General features: G+C 60.7%; 20 protein-coding genes. 3 read left to right on the plus strand and 17 right to left on the minus strand.

The window, feature by feature from the left end; all coding sequences use genetic code 11:
• Positions 1-49: 49 nt before the first annotated feature.
• From PSH78_RS18550 to PSH78_RS18565, 4 genes are all read right to left on the minus strand, one after another.
• Complete coding sequence (locus PSH78_RS18550; protein ID WP_305496032.1) at positions 50-1,360, minus strand: MFS transporter; 1,311 nt, start codon at positions 1,358-1,360, stop codon at positions 50-52.
• 184 nt (positions 1,361-1,544) lie between these two features.
• Entirely contained in the window at positions 1,545-2,693 is a 1,149-nt protein-coding gene (gene dgoD, locus PSH78_RS18555) for a galactonate dehydratase (RefSeq protein WP_003179439.1), read from the minus strand.
• A gap of 49 nt (positions 2,694-2,742) precedes the next feature.
• The gene (locus PSH78_RS18560; protein WP_305496033.1) at positions 2,743-3,363 is read right to left on the minus strand and encodes a 2-dehydro-3-deoxy-6-phosphogalactonate aldolase; all 621 of its coding nucleotides are present in this window, start codon (positions 3,361-3,363) and stop codon (positions 2,743-2,745) included.
• A 19-nt stretch (positions 3,364-3,382) separates the two neighbouring features.
• On the minus strand, positions 3,383-4,366 hold the full coding sequence (locus PSH78_RS18565; RefSeq protein ID WP_305496034.1) for a 2-dehydro-3-deoxygalactonokinase: 984 nt from the start codon (positions 4,364-4,366) through the stop codon (positions 3,383-3,385).
• Positions 4,367-4,551: 185 nt separating this feature from the next.
• Here PSH78_RS18565 and PSH78_RS18570 point away from each other — a divergent pair, with 185 nt between their 5' ends.
• Complete coding sequence (locus PSH78_RS18570; RefSeq protein WP_305496035.1) at positions 4,552-5,184, plus strand: glutathione S-transferase family protein; 633 nt, start codon at positions 4,552-4,554, stop codon at positions 5,182-5,184.
• A 3-nt stretch (positions 5,185-5,187) separates the two neighbouring features.
• Here the strand turns inward: PSH78_RS18570 and PSH78_RS18575 are convergent, their stop codons facing one another.
• Positions 5,188-5,670 (minus strand): GNAT family N-acetyltransferase, encoded by a 483-nt coding sequence (locus tag PSH78_RS18575; RefSeq protein WP_305496036.1) that lies wholly within the window; start codon positions 5,668-5,670, stop codon positions 5,188-5,190.
• A 166-nt stretch (positions 5,671-5,836) separates the two neighbouring features.
• Between PSH78_RS18575 and PSH78_RS18580 the strand changes: the two genes are divergently transcribed.
• Positions 5,837-6,178, plus strand: a complete 342-nt coding sequence (locus PSH78_RS18580) for a hypothetical protein (protein ID WP_305496037.1) — start codon at positions 5,837-5,839, stop codon at positions 6,176-6,178.
• Between the two features lie 47 nt (positions 6,179-6,225).
• Entirely contained in the window at positions 6,226-6,606 is a 381-nt protein-coding gene (locus PSH78_RS18585) for a Rho termination factor N-terminal domain-containing protein (protein ID WP_305496038.1), read from the plus strand.
• A gap of 141 nt (positions 6,607-6,747) precedes the next feature.
• Here the strand turns inward: PSH78_RS18585 and araH are convergent, their stop codons facing one another.
• From araH to PSH78_RS18645, 12 genes are all read right to left on the minus strand, one after another.
• The gene (araH, locus tag PSH78_RS18590) at positions 6,748-7,716 is read right to left on the minus strand and encodes an L-arabinose ABC transporter permease AraH (RefSeq protein WP_305496039.1); all 969 of its coding nucleotides are present in this window, start codon (positions 7,714-7,716) and stop codon (positions 6,748-6,750) included.
• A gap of 9 nt (positions 7,717-7,725) precedes the next feature.
• The gene (araG, locus tag PSH78_RS18595) at positions 7,726-9,270 is read right to left on the minus strand and encodes an L-arabinose ABC transporter ATP-binding protein AraG (protein ID WP_305496040.1); all 1,545 of its coding nucleotides are present in this window, start codon (positions 9,268-9,270) and stop codon (positions 7,726-7,728) included.
• A gap of 75 nt (positions 9,271-9,345) precedes the next feature.
• Positions 9,346-10,350: a substrate-binding domain-containing protein gene (locus PSH78_RS18600; protein WP_305496041.1), complete on the minus strand. Its 1,005-nt coding sequence runs from the start codon at positions 10,348-10,350 to the stop codon at positions 9,346-9,348.
• Positions 10,351-10,524: 174 nt separating this feature from the next.
• Entirely contained in the window at positions 10,525-11,343 is an 819-nt protein-coding gene (locus PSH78_RS18605; protein ID WP_305496042.1) for an SDR family oxidoreductase, read from the minus strand.
• A gap of 236 nt (positions 11,344-11,579) precedes the next feature.
• Entirely contained in the window at positions 11,580-12,455 is an 876-nt protein-coding gene (locus PSH78_RS18610) for an SMP-30/gluconolactonase/LRE family protein (RefSeq protein ID WP_305496043.1), read from the minus strand.
• Positions 12,452-13,198 carry a FadR/GntR family transcriptional regulator gene (locus PSH78_RS18615; RefSeq protein WP_305496044.1) on the minus strand — a complete coding sequence of 249 codons (747 nt, stop codon included), beginning with the start codon at positions 13,196-13,198 and terminating at the stop codon, positions 12,452-12,454. Before PSH78_RS18615 ends, PSH78_RS18610 begins: the two co-directional genes overlap by 4 nt.
• A gap of 177 nt (positions 13,199-13,375) precedes the next feature.
• Positions 13,376-13,936: a DUF1285 domain-containing protein gene (locus PSH78_RS18620; protein WP_305496045.1), complete on the minus strand. Its 561-nt coding sequence runs from the start codon at positions 13,934-13,936 to the stop codon at positions 13,376-13,378.
• A 16-nt stretch (positions 13,937-13,952) separates the two neighbouring features.
• The gene (locus tag PSH78_RS18625; RefSeq protein WP_305496046.1) at positions 13,953-14,558 is read right to left on the minus strand and encodes a DUF4823 domain-containing protein; all 606 of its coding nucleotides are present in this window, start codon (positions 14,556-14,558) and stop codon (positions 13,953-13,955) included.
• A gap of 144 nt (positions 14,559-14,702) precedes the next feature.
• On the minus strand, positions 14,703-15,671 hold the full coding sequence (locus PSH78_RS18630; RefSeq protein ID WP_305496047.1) for a GTP 3',8-cyclase MoaA: 969 nt from the start codon (positions 15,669-15,671) through the stop codon (positions 14,703-14,705).
• 137 nt (positions 15,672-15,808) lie between these two features.
• On the minus strand, positions 15,809-16,447 hold the full coding sequence (locus PSH78_RS18635; RefSeq protein ID WP_003204240.1) for a TetR/AcrR family transcriptional regulator: 639 nt from the start codon (positions 16,445-16,447) through the stop codon (positions 15,809-15,811).
• Between the two features lie 383 nt (positions 16,448-16,830).
• Positions 16,831-17,625, minus strand: coding sequence for a TatD family hydrolase (locus PSH78_RS18640; RefSeq protein WP_305496048.1), 795 nt, complete (start codon positions 17,623-17,625; stop codon positions 16,831-16,833).
• A gap of 10 nt (positions 17,626-17,635) precedes the next feature.
• Positions 17,636-17,992, minus strand: coding sequence for a PilZ domain-containing protein (locus PSH78_RS18645; protein ID WP_305496049.1), 357 nt, complete (start codon positions 17,990-17,992; stop codon positions 17,636-17,638).
• Positions 17,993-18,024 lie beyond the last annotated feature (32 nt).

The raw sequence follows: 18,024 nt of genomic DNA on the forward strand, positions 1-18,024 counted from the left end.
CACAGTGAGCGGGGGAACGGGCGGCATTATGGTCGCCCGCCCCTCGGGACTACAACTCGATGCGCTCGACTTTCCCGACCAGCAGGATGTAGGACAGCGCGCCAATCAACGCCAGAACGGCGATGTAGGTGATGGCCGGGGCAAACGAATCGCCGCTCGCGAGAAAACCAATGACGATCGGCGTGGCGATGGCCGCCAGGTTGCCGATGAAATTGAACACCCCACCGGTCAATCCCAACAGCCGTGCCGGCGCCAACGTCGATACCAGCGACCAGGTGATCGACGCCAGGCCGTTGCCGAAGAAGGCCAGGGCCAGGAATGCAATCACCAGCGGCGTCGACTCAACGAAATTGGCGCCGATGATTGCCGTGGAAATCAACAGACCACCGATAATCGGCAACTTGCGCGCGAAGCCCACTGTGGCGCCGCGACGGATCAGCCAGTCGGAGAAGAACCCGGAACACAACACGCCGACAAACGCCGCGAGGAACGGCAGCGACGCCAGCAAGCCGGATTTGATGAAATCCATGCCGCGATATTTCACCAGGTAGGTCGGAAACCACGTCAGGAAGAACCACAGCGTGGAATTGAGGCAGAACTGGCCCAGGTAAATCCCCCAGAGCTTGCGCTGGGTCAGGACGATCCCAAGGTCGGTCCAGCTGAATTTCGCCTTGGCCTTGGCCGTCTCGGCCTGGATATCCACCAGCCCGCCGCCTTCGCGAATCAATTCGATTTCAGCGGCGTTGGCGCCTTTGAAATCCCGCGGCTCGCGATACACCGCGTACCAGATCACCGCCCAGAGAATGCCGACGGCCCCGGTCACGACGAACACCATGTGCCAGCCGAAGGCATGCTGTAGCCAGGCCAGGACCGGCGTCAGGAATGCCAGGCCGACAAACTGCCCGGACGTATAAAAACCGATTGCCGTGGCCCGTTCACGCTCGGGAAACCAGGTGGTGACCACGCGGCTGTTGATCGGATAAGCCGGCGCTTCCAGGGCGCCGACGGCCATGCGCAGGACAAACAGCGCGATGAAGCTGGCAGCGAAACCGAGCATCACCGTGGCCACCGACCATAGCAGCAGCGCCACGCTGTAGAGAATGCGTGGCGGCACGCGGTCCACCAGCCAGCCCCCGGGAATCTGCATGGCGGCGTAGGTCCAGCCGAACGCCGAGAAAATCAGCCCGACATGGATCGGATCGATCCCCAGTTCGCTGGTCAGTGCGGGGGCGGCAATCGACAGGTTGCTGCGGTCCAGGTAATTGATCACCACGGTGATGAACAGCAGGACCATGATGAAAAAACGCTTGCGGCTGGGCGTCACCAACGACGCCTGCGCGCTCAGGGTGTGCGCTTGCATGTGAGGTGCCTCTTTTTATGTTTATTGAGGAAACGGGCGCATCGAAGAGATCTCCCTGCTTGCGAAGATCAAACTGTGCGAGCTTGCTCGCGATGACGGCGTGTCAGTCGGCGCATGGGTGACTGATACATTGCCATCGCGAGCAAGCTCGCTCCCACAGGGGAATCGGGAAATCAGGCGCGTCTCACCACTCGGCAAAACTGCCATCGGCATGGCGCCAGATCGGGTTGCGCCAGCGGTGGCCGATGGCCGCGCGTTCGATGACGTATTCCTCGTTGATCTCGATGCCCAGGCCCGGGCCGTTGGGGATCTTCACGAAGCCTTTGTCATAGTCGAACACCTGCGGATCCTTGATGTAATCCAGCAAGTCGTTGCTCTCGTTGTAATGGATACCCAGGCTCTGCTCCTGGATAAATGCGTTGTAGCAAACCGCGTCCAGCTGCAGGCACGCCGCCAGCGCGATCGGGCCCAGCGGGCAGTGCAACGCCAGCGCCACGTCATAGGCCTCCGCCATGTTGGCGATCTTGCGGGTTTCGGTGATGCCGCCAGCGTGGGAGGCATCCGGCTGGATGATGTCCACGTAGCCTTCGCTGAGCACCCGCTTGAAATCCCAGCGCGAGAACAACCGTTCGCCCAAGGCGATCGGCGTGCTGGTCAGTGGCGCCAGTTCCTTGAGCGCTTCGTAGTTTTCGCTGAGCACTGGCTCCTCGATGAACATCAACTTGTAAGGGTCGAGCTCCTTCATCAGCACCTTGGCCATCGGCTTGTGCACACGGCCATGGAAGTCCACGCCAATGCCGACGTTCGGCCCGACCGCATCGCGCACCGCCGCCACGTTGGCCAGGGCCAGGTCGACTTTTTCGAAGGTGTCGAGAAATTGCAGCTCCTCGGTGCCGTTCATCTTCACCGCCGTGAAGCCCCGCGCCACGGCTTCTTTCGCCGCTCGGGCAGTGTCCGCCGGACGGTCGCCGCCGATCCACGAATACACACGGATCTTGTCGCGCACCTGGCCACCCAGCAGATCGCTGACCGACACGCCCAGGGCCTTGCCCTTGATGTCCCACAATGCCTGGTCGATACCGGCCAGCGCGCTCATGTGAATGGCACCGCCGCGGTAGAAACCGCCGCGATAGAGCACGGTCCAGATGTCCTCGATGTTGCGTGGGTCTTTGCCGATCAGGTAGTCGGACAATTCCTCGACGGCGGCCGCCACCGTGTGGGCACGGCCTTCGACCACCGGCTCGCCCCAACCCGTCACGCCCTCGTCGGTCTCGACCTTGAGGAAGCACCAGCGCGGCGGAACGATAAAGGTGGTCAACTTGGTGATTTTCATCTTCTTGTCTCTCTTGTCGGATGCAGCGCGCGGGGCGCTGGGAAAGTCTTCAGTTCAAGGCGTTCCATGCGGCCACGTAGGCCTTGGCGCGCACCGCCACTTCGTCCACTGTCAGGCCCGGCTTGAACAGCCCGGAACCAAGGCCGAAACCCTTGACGCCAGCCTCGATGAACACCGCCATGTTGTCCGGCGTGATCCCGCCCACCGGCACCAGCACGGTCCCGGCCGGCAACACCGCAAGCCAGGCCTTCACCACTGCCGGGCCCATCTGCTCGGCCGGAAACATCTTCAATACATGAGCGCCCTCGGCCAGCGCGGCGAAGGCTTCGGTGGGCGTGGCGACGCCGGGCGACAGGTACAGGCCCGCCGCTTTCGCCGCGCGCAGCACCTTCGGATCGCTGTGGGGCATGACGATCACCTGGCCGCCAGCCGCTTTCACCTGCTCGACCTGCTCCGGTGTGAGCACGGTGCCGGCACCGATCAGGCAATCGGCGGGCAACGTGCTGCGCAGGATGCGGATACTTTCGTACGGCTCAGGAGAATTGAGCGGTACTTCGATGACGCGAAATCCGGCGTCATATAGGACTTCGCCGATAGCGGCCGCCTCTTCGGGACGTAGGCCGCGCAAGATCGCGATCAGCCCGTTTTGCGCCAGTGCTTGGGTGAGCATTTCAGGTCTCCAGTGAGGTTTAGCGCGATGCGGTGGAATCGAGCAGCCCAGCCGCCACGGCCAGTTGCCACAGCCCGCGTTCGGTGGCCTGTTCGGCCAGGGTCACGCGGGCGAACCCGCAGGCGTCGAGAGCCCGTTGATAGCGGGCACATAGTTGAGAGTTGCCGATCAGCACCACCGTTGGCAGATGCACGCTGTTGCGTCGCTGGCGCTGCACGGCGGCCAGGGCGGTCAGTTCATGGCCGATGAGCAGGCCGGAAAGATAATCGGCCTGGGCGCTGGCACCGAGTTCGCCGGTCAAGCCCAGGCTGCGGGCGCTGAATACCGTGGACAGCGGGCCGATCTGGCCGTCTACCGACAGCGCTACCTGCACGCCACGATCAAACGCCGCGCCGTCGAACGCCACACCGCGTTGCTGGGTGCGGCCGAGAATGCTGTGGTCACTGAGCACGGCGAAGATCTCGCCGGTCATGAAGGTGTCGAAATGCACGATGCAGCCATCGGCCACTTCCACCCATTTCGAATGGCTGCCCGGCAGGCCGATCAGCACCGCTTCGTTCGGCAGGCTGGCCAACGCACCGAGCACCTGGGTTTCTTCGCCGCGCATGACATTGGGCAGCCGGGAACGTTGGATCACTCCCGGCACGATGTGCACATCGACTCCGCGAAGACTGCGGATGACCTGTAGGGAATGTCCGAGGTTGGCGACGTTTGCCGGCGTGTCGCAGTAAGGCGCTTCGCGCCAGCCCTGGGCGCTGCCGACCATGCCACAAGCGATGACGGGCAAACCTGGCTGCGCATCGAGCCAGTCGCCGCAGGCTTCATCGAAGGCCAGTTCGAAACCGTCGTTGCACGCCTGGCCGGCGACCGTGCGCGGCCCGGACGGCAACTGCATGATCCCCGACGACAGCGAACGCTGTTCGAGCACCTCGCCTCCAGCGGCAAGTTTGTAAGCCCGTAATGAGGTCGTACCCCAATCGAGCGCTATCAATTGCGCCTGCATCCGCTTCACCTGTTTTGTTTATTGGCAGTGAGTGAAGCGGACTATAAACCCGGGCGCCGGAAAATCTCAATATATAAATATCATTCCCATATATTGGGATATACAAGAGATGCCGCAAAACCATCGCCTTCTGCATGAGACCCTGCTACGTTTTTTGACCGGACGCCAAACATCAGGGACAAAAAATGGAACACTCACTGAAGATCCTCGGCCGCACCTCTTCGATCAACGTCAGAAAAGTACTCTGGACCTGTCAGGAACTCGACATCCCCTACGAACGCGAAGATTGGGGCATCGGCTTTGCGTCGACCCATGACCCGGCATTCCTGGCCCTCAACCCCAACGCCCAGGTGCCGGTGATCATTGATGAGAACGGCGTGCTCTGGGAGTCGAACACTATTTGCCGCTACCTGGTGGGCAAGCATGGGCGCAACGACCTGTTGCCCGTCGAACCTGCCGCCCGCGCGCGCGTTGAGCAGTGGATGGACTGGCAAGCCACGGAGCTCAATCCGTCGTGGGGGGATGCGTTTTATGGGTTGGTGCGCAAACATCCGGATTTCCAAGACCCACAGCTCATCGCTGCCGGGGTTAAAGGCTGGAACGAGAAGATGGGGTTGCTCGAGCAGCAGTTGAACCACACCGGAGCCTACGTGGCCGGCGCGAAATTTTCCCTGGCGGACGTGCTTATCGGCCTGTCCGCGCACCGCTGGCGCCAGACGCCCATGGAGCGTCCGGACTATCCAGCCGTGGCCGCTTATTGCAAGCGGCTCGAACAGCGTCGCGGATTTGCCGAGTACGCGTCCAGCGCCTACTCGTAAGCCTTAATTGCCGTTGGCGAAATCCCGCAGCACCTTGCCATCCATGCGGTAGCGCACCCACTCTTCCTGGGGTTGCGCGCCGAGGGATTTGTAGAACTCGATGGCCGGGGTGTTCCAGTCCAGCACGCTCCACTCGAAGCGACCGCAGTCGTTGTCGCAGGCGATCTTCGCCAGATGCCGCAACAACGTCTTGCCCGCCCCGCCGCCGCGTTGTTCAGGGGTGATGTAGAGGTCTTCGAGGTACAGGCAATTGCTGCCCAGCCAGGTGGAGTAGCTGAAGAAAAACACCGCGAAACCGATCGGCACGCCATCACGCAGGCACATCAACCCATGGGCGGTTGCGCCTTCGCTGAACAGGCTGCGCTCGATATCGGCAACGCTGGCGATGACTTCGTGGCGGGCTTTTTCGTAATCGGCAAGCTCAGTGATGAAGGCAAGGATTTGCGGCGCATCGCTGGGTTGCGCAGGACGGATCTCGATCGACATGAACGGGCCTTGTAGCCAATTGAAAGCACCATACTAAGCCGCTGCGCGGCGCTCGTCACATCTTCTGAAGACAACTTTCACAGTGCCGTTCGTCGCCCTCAAGGCACCAACCCCGCTCCCGCGCGGCCAAAAATCAGGCAAGCATTCCTAAAATGGAGGCTACACCATGATCAGTTCCAGGCTGACTGCGTTCACATTTGCCGCTTTGTTGTCCTCGGCGGCTTTCGCGGCCACGACTTCAGGGACCGGCCCGACCGATCCGGTACAGGCACCGAACTCGCCCGCCACCCAAGGCTTGCCCAAGCTGAACACCGACGGCACCGGCGGCACTTTGAACAATGGCCAGCCGCCCGCCACGGGCACCGATCCGCGAGTCCAGGGCAACGACACCGGTCGCCAGGGCGGCATGAACACCCCGGACTCCACCGCTCCGGATAACGCCGACACCGGCGTAGGTTCGAAAACCACCACCGGCGGCTCCGGTTCGGAAGGTGGGGCCAACCAATAACCTGGCTCGCAGGTGACTCTGCTCACACACCAGAGGAGGAACAGTTCATGCCTCGTGGAAGCAAAGACAAATACACCGACAAGCAAAAGCGCAAGGCCGAGCACATCGAAGAGAGTTATGAGCAAAAAGGCGTGCCAGAGGGCAAGGCCGAAGCTCGGGCCTGGGCGACGGTCAATAAGCAGTCCGGGGGTGGCGAACGCTCCGGTGGGTCCGGCAAGAAAAAACCCGCCGAGGCCAAGCAATCCGACCGCAAGGAATCGGCCCGGCGCGCCGTCAAGTCGCGTGAAGGCCATCCGCGCACCAGCAAAGCCTCCCATGAGGCGCAGACGGTGGACAGCCTGATGAAGGAAGCCCGGGCGAAAAACATCCCCGGTCGCTCGAAGATGCGCAAGCAAGAGTTGGTCGAGGCGTTGCGCAAGGCTGGGTAATGGTTGGCGTCAGCAAGCACGCCTTCGCGAGCAGGCTCGCTCCCACACAGGATCTGCGGTGCGCTAGTGTTTCTGCGCCCGGCACAAATCCTGTGGGAGCGAGCCTGCTCGCGAAAGGGGTAGGTCAGCCGCCAGCGATGTTCAGCGCTGCTTCAACCGATCGATCACCACCGCCAGCAACAGGATCGAACCACGGATGACGTACTGGTAGAACGTGTCGATATTCTTCAGGTTCATCGCGTTCTCGATGATCGCGAGTATCAGCACACCGGCAATGACATGGCGAATCATGCCGATCCCGCCACTCAGCGAAACCCCGCCCAATACACAGGCCGAGATCACCGTCAGCTCGAAGCCTTGGCCGATCATCGGTTGGCCCGAGGTCATGCGCGATGCCAGGATCACACCCGCCAGCGCGCCAATCACGCCATGCACGGCGAAGATGATGATCTTGGTGCGATCAACGTTCACCCCCGCCAGCAACGCCGCTTCCTGGTTGCCGCCGATGGCCATGGTGTTGCGCCCGTAGGTGGTGTAGTTCAACAACCAGCCGAAGAACAGGAAGCAGACAATCGTGATCAGGATCGGCACCGGCACGCCAAACAGCTGGCCGTTGCCAAACACGAAGAACGATTCCTGGGACACGCCGACCGCTTTACCGTTGGCGAAGATATACGCCAGGCCGCGAACGATCTGCATCGTCGCCAGCGTCGTGATCAACGCGTTGACCCGTAGTTTCGCAATGACGATGCCGTTGATCAGACCGACGATCAGGCCCATCACCAGCGCCGCGCTGACACCGAGGAACACGCTGTTGGTGTCGCGCATTACCACGGCAGCGACCACGCCGGCACAGGCAATCACCGAGCCCACCGACAGGTCGAAGTGCCCGGAAGCCAGGCAATAAAGCATGGTGCAGGCGGCAATGCCGGTGGTGGAAATCGCCAGGCCCAGGCCCCGCATGTTCAGCGGCGACAGGAAGTTGTCGATCATCAGGGTGCAGAGCACAAAGATGCCGATAGCCGCCAGCAGCATGACCCAGTCGTCGAGGAATCGGCGCAGGTCGAGGGGCTTGCGTGCCGTTGGCAGTGCATTGTTTTGAATGGTCATGATTACCTCTCAGTTCGCCGCGTCGGCAACGCGTTGGCGCGGCAGCGCCAGTTGCAGCAGGTTGGATTCATTGGCCTGGTCACGCGGCAGCTCACCGCGCATGGCCCCTTCGCACAGCACCAGGATCCGGTCGGAAATACCCATCACTTCCATCAGGTCGCTGGACACCACGATCACGGCGATGCCATCGGCCGCCAGGTTGTGGATAATCTGGTAGATCTCGGCTTTCGCACCGATGTCGATGCCCCGTGTCGGCTCGTCCAGCAGCAGGACCTTCATCGGCATCGACAGCCAACGCCCGAGGATCGCCTTCTGCTGGTTGCCACCCGACAGGTACATGATTTTCTGACTCGCCGCCGGGGTCTTCACTTTCAGCGACTTGATCTGCTTGTCGGCGTTGCCCCGCTCCCAATCGCCGCGCAGCAGGCAACCGAGGGTCGAATGGGACGGACGTGCGCTGATGTTGATGTTCTCACCGACACTGCCCAACGGAATGATGCCTTCCTTCTTGCGGTCTTCCGGGCAGAGCAGCACGCCAGCGGCGATGGCATCCCGTGGCGAACGCAGTTTCAGTTCCTTGCCGTGCAGGACGAGACTGCCCTCGCTCTGACGCTCCAGCCCACTGAGCAAGCGAAACAGCTCGGTACGACCGGCACCGACCAGCCCGAACAAGCCGAGGATTTCGCCTTTGTGCACCTCGAAACTCACCGGCTCGCGCAGGCCCGGCCCCAGCAGGCCTTTCACCTGCAGCGCCACATCGCCACGCTCACGCGGACGGTAGTCATAGATGTCCTGAATATCGCGACCAACCATGCAGGTGACGAGTTGATCGTGGGTCAACTCGCTCATGTTTTCGAAGGTCCGGACATAACGACCGTCCTTGAAAACCGTCACCGCATTACAGATTCGAAAGACTTCTTCCATCCGGTGGCTGACGTACAACACCACTTTGCCCTCGTCCCGCAGGCGGGCGATGATCGCCATCAAACGGTCGATTTCCCGCGCCGAGAGGCTGCTGGTCGGTTCGTCGAAAGCAATGACGTGGGCGCCACGGGACAAGGCCTTGGCGATTTCCACCAACTGGCGCTGGCCGAGGGACAGGCGACCGACTTTTTCCTGCGGGTCGATTTCGTCCGCCAGGCCTTTGAGCAGCGCCAACGCCTGCTGGCGCAGCACACCGCGATTGACCAGGCCGAAACGCGCCGGCAAATGGCCAAGGAACAGATTTTCGGCGACAGTCATTTCCGGCACCAGGTGCAGCTCCTGGTGAATCACCGCCACACCGCTGGCGATACTGTCGGCGGTGCCTTTGAACGCCATCGTCTGCTCACCGATCTGCAAGTCGCCGCTGCTCGGGATATAGGCGCCGCCAAGGATCTTGAGCAGCGTGGACTTGCCCGCGCCGTTTTCACCCATCAGGGCATGAACCTGCCCTGGATGGGCGACGAAACTGATATTGGCCAGGGCCTGCACGCCGGGAAAGGTCTTGCCGATCCCGTTGAATCGCAAGCTGCCGCCAGTGTTGTGTTGCCGTGTCGCTGTTTGCGCTTGCATAACCACCTCGAACTCACAGAGATCAAGCGGCCCGGTCACGCCTGTGACCAGGGCCGCTTTTGAATCAACCAGCCGTCAATTCCACAGGCCGATCTTTTCCAGTTCCTGCTTGAAGTTCTCCCGGGTGATCAGCGTCACCTCATCCATGGCGGTGTACTTCGGCGGCTCCTTGCCGGTGGTGATCCACTCGTACATCATTTCGGCGGTCTTGTAGCCTTCGATGTGCGGGCTTGGCAGCATCGAGCCGAAGAAGCCGCTGTCGGGTTTCTTCAGTTCGCCGATGGCGTCGGTGCCATTGATGCCGATACCGATCACATTGGCCGCCTTGAAGCCGGCTGCTTCGGTAGCGCGCACGCCACCCAGCACGGTGTTGTCATTCATGCCGCCGATGATCAGGTTTTTCGCGGCGCTTGGCAGCTTGACCAATGCCGAGTTGGTGGAGTCCATGCTGCCAGGGACGTCGAGGGTCTTGAGCGCCGAATAAAGGATATGGTCTTCCGGCATCCCGGCCTTCTTCAGGGCATCGACCGAACCATCGGTGCGCTTCTTGCCGGTGTCCAGCTCGTTGAAGGTGTTGATCACCGCGTAGGTGTCCTTCCAGTCCCAGTTGCGTTTTTTCGCTTCGGCAGCCATCGCGGCGCCCTGTTTCTGGCCCACCTCGAACGCGGCCATGCCCAGGTACGGCACGTCTTCCATGAATTTACCGCTGGCGTCGACGAAACGGTCGTCCACGGCGATCACCTTGAGGTCGTTGAGCTTGGCCTTGGCCATGATGGCCGGGCCCAGGGACACGTCCGGCGGGCAGATCACAAAGCCCTTGGCACCGTTGGCGGCCAGGCTGTCGATAGCGGAGAGGGTTTTCTCGCCGTCAGGCACGGCGATCTTGATCAACTGGAAGCCTTTGTCCTTGGCCGCCTTCTCGGCGAATGCCCATTCGGTCTGGAACCAGGGCTCCTCGGCCTGCTTGACCAGGAAACCGATTTTTACCGCATCGGCCGCCAGCAGGTGGCTGCTGAGACTGAACGCGGTAACCGCCAGGGCGGCGCGACACAGGGAACGGATCCCACGACGATGTTTCATAGCTGACTCCTTGTTTTTTTTATTGAAAGCCAAACGTCCAGGGATCTGCTCCACGTTGGTGGAAATGCGCAGGCTGGCCGGTCAAATCGTGTTACTGCACAGCATAGGTCTAAATAGTCATATCGTATGATGATTGGATTACAGGCGAAGTTTCCCACTGCAATCCAGGAATATTCAGTCGTGGTACATGACCGAACGTCCACCATCAATGGTGATGCATGAAGCGTTGATGAAAGGTGCTTCGTCACTGGCCAGGAACACCGCCGTCATTGCCACTTCGATCGGCTGGCCGATACGCCGTGGCGGGTGCAGATCCAGCGCACGCTGGCGTTCAGCCCGGGGATCGGCAAAGCCATTCCAGTAATCGATATTCAGTTGGGTCTCGATGTAGCCCGGCGCAATGGCATTCACCCGCACGCCTTTGGGGGCGTATTCGATGCCGAGGGCACGGGTCAGCCCGAGCAGCCCATGCTTGGCCACCGGGTAAGGGAAACAGCCGGGAATGATGTGGGACGAATGGGTCGACGCGATGTTGATGATGCTGCCCACGCCCTGCTCGATCATCTGTGGCAATACGGCCTTGCAGCCATACCAGGCACCGTCCAGGTCGATGGCGAAGCAGCGGCGCCAGTCTTCCTCGGTCATTTCCAGGGGGTCGCGAAATACATTGACGCCAGCGCAGTTCACCAATACGTCGATGCGACCATGCAGTTCAACCGCGCGCCGGGCCATGGTGTGCAGATCCTGCTGGCTTGAAACATCGACCTTGAGTGCCTGTACATCCGCACCGCGCCCACGCCAATGGGCGGCGACGGCCTCGACTTTTTCAGCCTGGATGTCGCTGATGACCAGCCGCGCCTGTTGTGAAGCAAACGCAGCAACGATCGCCTCGCCAATGCCCTGGGCAGCACCCGTCAGCAGCACGACCTTGCCTTTCAACCGTTCGCCCTGCGGTGGCTCCGGCACCGGTGGCAAGCAAAGCGCTTCAGCCATGAACCTGGGCTCCGGTGGCAAGGCACGAGAAAAACCGGGCACCCAAGGGTGACCGGTCAGGAAACGGCGGAACGGACAGTAGCTGGCGAACGCCGCTGAGGCGTCCGGAGGAAATTCGATGCATCGCTTCACCTGTTTTGTTTTTTTAGTGTGAGTGCGTATTGCTGATGGAGCCGACTATAAACCCGACCGCCAAATAATCTCAATATATATATTTACATCCCATATTTTGGGATTTAACCAGCAAACCTCGTACAAGGCACACCCGGCACGTCCACTCGCATGGATAGCACCGCACCGTCCAGCGGATGCCCAAGCGGACTTTCTGCACTGGTGATGTACAGCGTCCGCAGATCGTCCCCACCGAATACACAACTGGTGGGACGGCTGACCGGCAACTCGATCACCCGATCGACATGGCCGTCCGGGTGCAGCCGCAGCAGGCAACTGCCATCCCAGCGAGCGTTCCAGATGTAACCTTGCGCATCCATCGCCGAACCGTCCGGCCCGCCACGGGAATGGGGGCCGAACCAGACCTCCGCGGGCGCGAGTTTGCCGTCGGGGTAGATGAAGTGCCGATACAGCGTGCCATCGAGGCTCTCACCGAAATACACCGTCGTGCCATCGGGGCTCCATAGCAGCGTGTTTGGAATGCCCAGCCCGCGCAGCAGGGGCATCACCCGGCCATCGCCGCCGACACGGAACAGGCCGCCGGAACGTCGCTCGATCGGCAGGTCCTCGCCCTCTTCACCGATGTTGTTTTGCATGGTGCCCAGCCAAAGCTGGCCCAGCGCATCACAGCGAGCTTCATTGGCACGATTGCCAGGCTGGGGATCGGCCATGCACAGCAGCTTCAGGCGTGGCTCCAGCCCAGGCGAATCCAGGTCCAGTCGATAGACGCCACTGCTCAATGTCACCAACGCATCGCCGCTCTGGGTCGGGATGAAGGCGGAAACGTGTTCGGGCATCTGCCAGATCTGTACATTGGCGCCGATCAGCCGCAGCGCCTGCTTGCCGGCGATATCGACCCAATACAGCGCCTGGGTCGGCTCGTCCCAGAACGGTCCCTCGCCCAGTTTCGCCCGATGTTCCGTCACAGCCGTCCAGTTCATTGCAACCTCCCGTTCCCGGCTCGCCCGGTATTGTCTGTTCGACCGGCCATGACGTCGGGGTAGAAGCGCTTGATGGCCAGGTCAGCGTTATCGATCAGGGTCATGCAGGCCCAGACGCCACGCGCCGCGTCGCGCTCGGCGATGGCTTCGGCGATATCCTTGTGGATCGGCAAGGTCCGCCGCAATTCGTCCGGATCGGCCGCCGACACCTCGAACGAGACCGCCAGCAACGCGCCCAGGGCCGGAACCATCTGTTCGATGAATTGATTGTGGCTGGCGGCGAGAATGCATTCGTGGAAAAACTGGTCGGCGAGGTTGTAATCGGCGCCGCTGTCCACCGCCCGCTCCAGCGCATGATAAGCCAGGCGGATCGCCTGCACCTGATCAGCCGTCGCCCGCTCGCAGGCCCAGCGCACCGCCATCGGTTCGATGGTGCGCCGCAGGTCCAGCAGGTCGTCGACGAAGTTTTCCGGCAGGCCGCTGCGTGACAGCCAGCCAACCACCTGCGGGTCGAACAGGTTCCAGCGGCGCACCGGCAGTACTCGCGTGCCGACTTTCGGGCCGACTTCCAACATGCCTTTGGCCACCAGCGTCTTGATTGCCTCACGGATCACCGTGCGGCTGACGCCCAGTTGCTCGCCCAGATCGGCCTCGACCTTGATGGTTTGCCCAGGCTTGACCTGGCCGGCGGCAATCCAGCCACCCAGCCAATCGACGGTCGACGCGTGAAAACTGCTGGACATGACTACCCCGTGGGCTTTTCTTATCAGGCGCCCACGCTAATCATCATATGATTGGGTGTCAATTTGAATTTGCGCAACTACTGTAGGAGCGAGCTTGCTCGCGATAGCGGTCGGTCTGCATAAAAAGATGTCGACTATGCTGCCGCTTTCGCGAGCAGGCTCGCTCCCACGCAGGATTCAGGGCTCAAGGCCGATGGGGAAAAACACGCCACCGCTCCACACACCCAACCAGCGCTGACCATCGATCTCGCGACTCACCGCCAGCTCCACCAGTTGATAGAACACGTTGCGATGAATCAGCGCTTCGAGGTTGCTGCGCACATGCACGTACGGCGCAGGCTCCTGGGTCTGGGGGTCGATGACCACCCGCATCGGATGATCGGGGCCGGCTTCGGTGGTTTCCTCGACATTGGTAGTAAAGCGCAACAACTGCCCTTCCCCCTCCCCCTCGACCTCAAGGGTCACGGCCACGAACGGGGCGTCGTCGACTTTGATGCCGACTTTTTCCACAGGGGTAATCAGGAAATAATCATCGCCGTCGCGGCGAATGATGGTGGAGAACAGCTTGACCATCGGCTTGCGCCCGATCGGCGTGCCCAGGTAATACCAGGTCCCATCACGGGCGATGCGCATGTCGATGTCGCCGCAGAAGTCGGGGTTCCACAAGTGGACCGGCGGCAGGCCTTTGGTCTTCGGGATCTGTCCCAGCAGGTCATTGGCTTTTTGCGGTCCGCTCATGGTGACTCCTTGAAATTTACTGGTCGCTTATCCCCAGCAAGGTGCGGGCATATTCACGCAGTGGGGCGGCGATCAGGTCTTCTGGCTGTTTGTCGTGCAACGTCAGTAAACCGCCACGACTCTTGATACGCGCAGTATCAATCAAATACTGAGTGCTGGTCTCGATCAACATGATCTGAATGACACCGGTATCGACACCCAGCCGATCCACGGCTTCTTCGTCCAGCCATTCGTCGGTGTTGCCGATGCGGTTGTCTGCCTTGGCGAACCGGGTATACAGCAAGTAATGAGCACCGGCGGCACGCGCTTCGCCCATCGCCTGGTCGAGGCCTTCCGGGACCCGGGCGCGACGAACCATGGGGAAATACTCGATGAAACCGTTGAACGCCTCTTCAGCCACGACATTGGGCCGCGGATAAGCGCTGCCTGGCGGCGTAAAAGCCCCCTGGGCAATATAGATGAAGGAATCCGGCTGAATGCGCAGGTTGTTCACCCGACGGCTGTCGCTATGGTCCAGCAGGCCGGCGTCGCTCATGTGATAACGAACGCCCTCTCCCATGTCGCTGACATTCATGCAGCCACCCAGCGTCAAAACGGCCAGCAGCAAAAACAGGCTACGCATCCTACCCTCCAAAAACCGGTGACGGAAAACCGGCGAATGGCCATGGGATGCAGCTTTTGCGCCAGCTCGACAAATGTCCGGTTTTTTCAGACTTGGATATCTTCGGTGGGAGAGCTTGCTCCGTCACCACAAAAAAGCCGCTGTTCAGCCGCCGATGATCTTCATGATGGTCGCACCGCCGGAAAACGCCACTTCCTGCTTGTCCCCCAAGGCCTTGACCAACAGCCGCTGGAGGGCCGGCAATGCCTGGTGACGCGGTTTGTCCAACAGATCGCCAACGTAGTGACGGTTACTCGACGACAGGCAGCCATGCAACCAGCCCGTGGAAGACAGCCGCAGCCGCGAACAGGTGCGGCAGAACGGCACGCTTTCGTTGGCGATCACACCGAAGTGCCCTAACCCCGGAATCTCGTAACGCACGGCCGTCGCATCGATCGGCGCATCGGCCTGCAGATATTCGTATTGATCGCCTATCAGGCCCAGCAACTGCTGGAGGCTGACGAACTGTTGAAGGAACGCATTGGAGTCCTTGGCCAGGTGGCCCATGCGCATCAACTCGATGAAACGCAATTCATAACCACGCTCCAGGCAGTACTGGAGCAACGGCATCACCTGGTCGAGGTTCTGCCCGCGCAACGGCACCATGTTGACCTTGATCTTCATTCCCGCCGCCCGGGCCTGCTCCATGCCGTCGAGGACGGTCGCCAGGTCGCCACCACGGGCAATGCTGCGAAACGCCACGGGGTCCAGGGTGTCGAGGGAGACGTTGATACGGCGGATACCGGCGTTGACCAGCAGCGGCAGCTTCTTTGCCAGCAGCTGACCGTTGGTGGTCAGGCTGATGTCCTGCAGCCCCATCTGCCCCACCGCCGTCATGAAGCTTTCCAGCTTGGGGCTGACCAGTGGCTCTCCACCGGTGATGCGCAGCCGCTCGATGCCGGCGGCTTCGATCAGATAGGCCACGCCCCGCGCCATGGCCTCGGCCGACAGTTCATCCTGCGCAGCCACCAGCCGCTTGCCGTCTGGCACGCAGTAGGTACAGGCATAGTTGCAGGCTGAAGTCAGGCTGATCCGCAAATTGCGAAAACGCCTGCCTTGACGGTCAACGATCATGATGACTCCGGCGAAAGAAGAATCGGGCCCGCAAAACCTGACCTAAAAATCAGATTTCTGCAAGGCCCAAGCCTGAGTATATTCCTCGGGCAATGCGCCATGTAAGCAGACATGACGCAATCAGACAGCTGAATGCCTCAACTGCTCGGAACGTCGGTATCGCGCTTGCGCTTGTTGCCCATGCGCACGCCAATGTCCATCAGGAACTGGAAGAAGCCTTCCTGATCTTCAAGCACGTTGCTCCAGAACGGCGAGTGATACAGCGCCACGGCGCCATGCACCAACGCCCAGGCCGCGCAGTAATGGAAATACGGCGGCACATCTTCAAGCTTGCCTTCGCTGATGCGGCCCTTGATCAACAGGGTCAGGCGTTCGAAGTTGGAAGCGCGGATCTTGTGCAGCTCCTCGACCATTTCCGGCACCTGGTTGCCCTTGACCACCTTCTCTTCCAGGCGGTCGAACAAGCGGTAACGCTGCGGGTCGCGCATGCGGAACTCGAAATAGGCCCGGGAAAGCGCTTCCTTGTCCTTGTCCACATCGGCCGAATGCAACAACTCGTTCAAATCGCGCTCGTAATCGAGCATCAGCCGCAGGTAGATCTCGGCCTTGGATTTGAAATGTTTATAAATCGTGCCTTTGCCGATACCCACGGCATCCGCAATCATCTCGACGGTGACACTGTCTTCACCCTGGTCGAGGAACAACTTGAGCGCGGTGTCGAGAATTTCCTGCTCGCGGCGACGAAACTCACGGACCTTACGGGGTTCTTTGTGCATAAGAAAAAGGTCTGAAGGGTCAAAATTCGAAGCCGGGTATTATGCCTAAATTACGCAAAAATGCACGGATCATCCATTTTCGATCAGTGTTCTGCGGAAAACCGTGCGGTCCCGACTCCTCCGTTTACCTGGCACCCTACCGTACTGGCAGGTTAACAGGACAGTGAGAACCTATCCGAAGCGAGCGTATTCCAAATTTGTTTAAAAACCGCCGCAACCACACTGGACGCATCGCCACAGTGATCAATACTTGAACTGTCGGCGTGACATCTCCCCCAAGTGACGCGCCGATAAAGGTACCAACGGACCGAGTGCCTTTGTTTACTCCTAATGGTCTTAACCCGGATTCACCCCCCAGAACCCGGGTTTTTTTTGTCCGTGATTCAGGCCCTCGGCGAACCGACATGCGCCAGGGGGAACAGGCGCTTGAAGTTTTCCGTGGTCTGCTGCGCGAACCGCTCATAGGATTCACCGCGCAACATGGCCAGGAACTCGGCGACCTCGCGCACATACTGAGGAAGGTTCGGCTTGCCGCGATAGGGTATTGGCGCCAGGTACGGCGAATCGGTCTCCACCAGCAATCGATCGGCCGGCACTTTGCTGGCGACGTCGCGCAGGGCATCGGCATTGCGAAACGTGACAATACCGGACAGGGAGATGTAGTAACCCATGTCCAGCGCAGCCTTGGCCATGTCCCAGTCCTCGGTGAAGCAATGCAACACGCCCGCCTGGGGCAACGCCGCGTCGCGCAGCAGGTCCAGGGTGTCGGCGCGGGCACCGCGGGTGTGGATGATTACCGGTTTGCCAGTCTGACGAGCTGCTTCCAGGTGCAAGCGGAACGAAGCCTGCTGCACCTCGGCGGCCTCTGGCTCGTAATGATAGTCGAGGCCAGTCTCGCCAATGGCCACCACCCGAGGATGGTCGAGTTCATGGAGCAGCCAGTCCAGGGCCGGCGCGGCATCGGGCTGTACGTCCAGCGGGTGGATACCCACCGAACAATCGACATCCGCATAACGGTCGGCCAGGACCTTGACGTCGGCGGCGTTATCGGCGCTGACGCCGATGCACAGGAAATGCCCGACGCCTCGTTGGCGCGCGGCATCCAGCGCGGCGTCCAGCGAACCGCCATGGGCGGCAAGGTCGAGGCGATCAAGGTGACAATGGGAATCTACAAGCATAGGGGGCCAGCTACATCGTATGGGTAGGACGGTCGGACTTGAGGGTTCCGGCCAGGTGGGTTTCGATCTGATTGCGGGCCGAGTTGTCGCCTTCGTTGAACTGCACGCCAACCCCGGCCGCCCGGTTGCCCTGGGCGCCTTTGGGGGTGAGCCAGATCACCTTGCCGGCGACCGGGATTTTCTCCGGTTCGTCCATCAGGCTCAACAGCATGAATACCTCATCGCCCAGGCGATAATTCTTGTTGGTCGGGATAAACAGGCCGCCATTCCTGATGAAGGGCATATAGGCGGCGTAGAGCACCGACTTGTCCTTGATGGTCAGGGACAGGATGCCATTGCGTGGCCCGGGGCTGACAGGTTCGTTCATGCTGATCTCCGCTGCAATTGAGCTGAGTTTAG

Source organism: Pseudomonas sp. FP198 (assembly GCF_030687895.1).
In the GTDB taxonomy this organism is placed as follows: Bacteria; Pseudomonadota; Gammaproteobacteria; order Pseudomonadales; family Pseudomonadaceae; genus Aquipseudomonas.